Origin of the sequence: Mesorhizobium sp. M7A.F.Ca.CA.001.10.2.1, assembly GCF_003998575.1 — a bacterium.
GTDB lineage: Bacteria > Pseudomonadota > Alphaproteobacteria > Rhizobiales > Rhizobiaceae > Mesorhizobium.
Genome location: NZ_RZQY01000757.1, coordinates 1 through 2,658, shown reverse-complemented (window position 1 = coordinate 2,658; position 2,658 = coordinate 1). Strand labels below are relative to the sequence as shown.

Below are 2,658 nucleotides of genomic sequence, written 5' to 3'. Positions count from 1 at the left end.
GTCCCATCTTCCTCGATGCTTAGGATCGCGTGGCGCTCCCCCCATTTCCATTCGAAAGCGATCTCCCCATCATCCGCCCATACCGAAGGTAATCTGACACCAGCGGGTATTGCCTCCCAAAGCCTCGAAGCAAAACCAGCCATCCCGCCCGGAGCAGAAATCTTCGGGAACGCGGGAATCTCATAAGTGTTTGCAGGATTCGAGTGCCCTATCACCAAATTGGGCAGAGATAGGTCCGCGAACCAAGGCAAATGGTCCGTTACCGAAACCGTATTCGGATAGAGAGTTCTCTCCCACACAGACAACTCGGGCCATACCGTACTGACGTTTGGTGGCAGTGCACTGCCTGTGAGGGGTCCCCAGCCAATGAGGGGCAACTCTTCCAAAAAACAAACCCTCCCTGCCATCGTTTCTAGGACAGCAGGAGTAGTTCTAGCGGATGGCGGGATAGCTGAGCCCGGGCGCTGCTTGGGAACATAGGAAGGTCGCGTTCCACTATCTTCCCCGATTAAGGCTAGCGCACTCATCACAGTTCACCCGATTCAACATTCTGGCGACCGAGGCCAACCAGTTCATCCCATATAGGCACCAAAAGCGATCGATCCAATGGCGACGCATTGGCTGCGTCGGTACTATGATCGAGTTCAAGGCGCGCAGCAAAAACCTGCCCACCCATGACAATTCCAGCCTCATTCCCGCCAACTCTAATTGAGCCCCTCTGTATCTTCACAGACCCCAAGCTCAAAATACGGTTCAATTTTAGCGGCAGTATGTTGCTCCTCGTCGGGGAATTTATGCGATATAAAAAATCTTCAGTGTCCGGCTGAATTTTAGCACTCTTCAAGTATCCGCTAAGGATCGAATTCACACTCTTCTCGTCGGGCGCTTGTTGCAACATTACGGATCCAAGTGCCAGACGTGCCACCGGATGGGTAAAATTGGCAAGGAATTTCGACGCTACCGATTGGAATTCATCAATTCCTGCGTCCCATTCCGCGAATGCCGGGACGGCGGCGTCTTCGGCGAAATCGGCCTTGATGCCCATAATCACGTCGACCCTGTTTGGACCAAATCCCAAGGTCAGCCGACCAAGTCCAAAATCGCCAACATAGACCTTGCCGCCTGGCACGTTTTGCCGAACTTCAGCTTCGTCTTGGCCAGTGAGGAAGGTCCAATCTGCCTCGGTGCCCTTTGGCTGATCGGCAGTGAAGATAGATAGGCGCAATGATTCCAGTGACCAGTTGCTGCTCATAAGGCCTCCCCCACCACTTCCGCCATATCCCGAAACACACCAGAACGCAATTAAGCCACTCGAATAGTGCCGAAATGGTGAAAGCCATGTTTTATTGCCGTCGTCCCCCCAGGCACACTCGCCAGATATCCGACCAGACCACCGCCGCTATTCCTCTGCCGCCGGCTTGAACTTTCGCACGATCATCTCGAACAGCATATCCGAAATCCACATAGCCGAAACGCCGATCAGGAAAGCAGCCGCAAGCGTCGTGGTGTCATCGGCCGGATCTGGAATCGGCAATCCCGTCGCTTTGAAATACGACACCACTGGCAGCGTGAGATAAGCCGCCGCCAGTGCGCCACAAACAGGCGAGGCTATCATTTCGCGCAGCTTGTACCGATGCCGCGACAGAGCCCGCAGGATGCCGCCAGAGAGGCCGGCAACAAGCACAGGGGCCTTGATGCCCAATAGGTCGAGCAAATCGTGCATCATGGCTTCCACCCGCACCAGTCAGCGCCCTTGGCATTGAACGAGTTCAAGTCGTCCAGTTCGGCGCGGGTCATGATCTGAACGACAGTCAGCGAGGGCCGGCGGGGCGTGTTGTGGTCGCACCAGACCTTGCGAGGGTCATCGATTGGGGCCGACGTGGCGCACGCTGACAGAAGCAGGAACACCGGGGCTATCAGTGCTTTGCCCATTTAGTCGCCTCCGCTCGGGCTTGGTCGTCTGTCATGCCGGCGGCCTGCCGTTCGGCCGCTGTTGCCTCCCGGTTCATCTCCAGACTGTCCTGGGCGGAGGCCAGGTCTCTGGCCGCCTGCTTGGCCTTGTCCTTGTTGGCGCGGTGAATCCCACCGGCAACGAACAGGCTGACGCCACCGACGACAGCCGCGAGAATGGCCATGATGACCTTGTTGTCGATCACGGCACTGAACAGCCACACCAGCAGCTCAGACATTGGGCTTGTCCTTGACGAAATAGCCGACGAGTCCGCCAACGACATACGGCAGCGGCTCCCAAATCGCCGGATCGGCGAAGTCGGGAAAGTTGTGCACGACAAGTGCCTTCACGATGCCGGCGGCCGACGCCGACACCATGGCCGCTGTCAGCTTGTTCGTTGGCAACGCGCTTGGCTGGCGAACCGTTCGCATGGTCACTTCCTCTTGAAAACGGCACCGACAACCGCGAACAGCAGCCGCCACAGCCAGTTGCGTTCGACGGTCTTCGTTTCGGCAGTCTGGGTTGGCTCGGGATAGACGATCTGCGGCGAAGCTGGCGGAACGGGAGCGGGTACAGGCGTCGACGGAGTGATGACAGGCTGAACCGCGGCTTCCCCCTGCCCTGCCAGAACGAGCGATTGCGAGCGGACGGACTTCACCCGATCGCTCCAGCCGCGCCCAAAAGTGGCCCAGGTCGGCAAACGCTTA

At 57.6% G+C, this 2,658-nt stretch carries 5 protein-coding genes and 1 pseudogene; all 6 read right to left on the bottom strand.

Translation table 11 applies throughout. From position 1 onward, the window contains the following. Nucleotides 1–526: 526 nt before the first annotated feature. Nucleotides 527–1,252: a hypothetical protein gene (locus EN964_RS31245; RefSeq protein ID WP_127269583.1), complete on the bottom strand. Its 726-nt coding sequence runs from the start codon at nucleotides 1,250–1,252 to the stop codon at nucleotides 527–529. A gap of 147 nt (nucleotides 1,253–1,399) precedes the next feature. Next, nucleotides 1,400–1,723: a hypothetical protein gene (locus tag EN964_RS31240; protein ID WP_127271068.1), complete on the bottom strand. Its 324-nt coding sequence runs from the start codon at nucleotides 1,721–1,723 to the stop codon at nucleotides 1,400–1,402. Continuing rightward, entirely contained in the window at nucleotides 1,723–1,932 is a 210-nt protein-coding gene (locus EN964_RS31235) for a hypothetical protein (RefSeq protein ID WP_127271047.1), read from the bottom strand. The genes EN964_RS31240 and EN964_RS31235 overlap by 1 nt, the downstream gene beginning before the upstream one ends. Beyond that, on the bottom strand, nucleotides 1,917–2,189 hold the full coding sequence (locus tag EN964_RS31230; protein WP_127271048.1) for a hypothetical protein: 273 nt from the start codon (nucleotides 2,187–2,189) through the stop codon (nucleotides 1,917–1,919). The genes EN964_RS31235 and EN964_RS31230 overlap by 16 nt, the downstream gene beginning before the upstream one ends. Then, entirely contained in the window at nucleotides 2,182–2,382 is a 201-nt protein-coding gene (locus EN964_RS31225; protein WP_127271050.1) for a hypothetical protein, read from the bottom strand. Before EN964_RS31225 ends, EN964_RS31230 begins: the two co-directional genes overlap by 8 nt. A 2-nt stretch (nucleotides 2,383–2,384) precedes the next feature. Beyond that, nucleotides 2,385–2,658, bottom strand: a pseudogene (locus tag EN964_RS31220) (hypothetical protein); the annotation flags it as partial.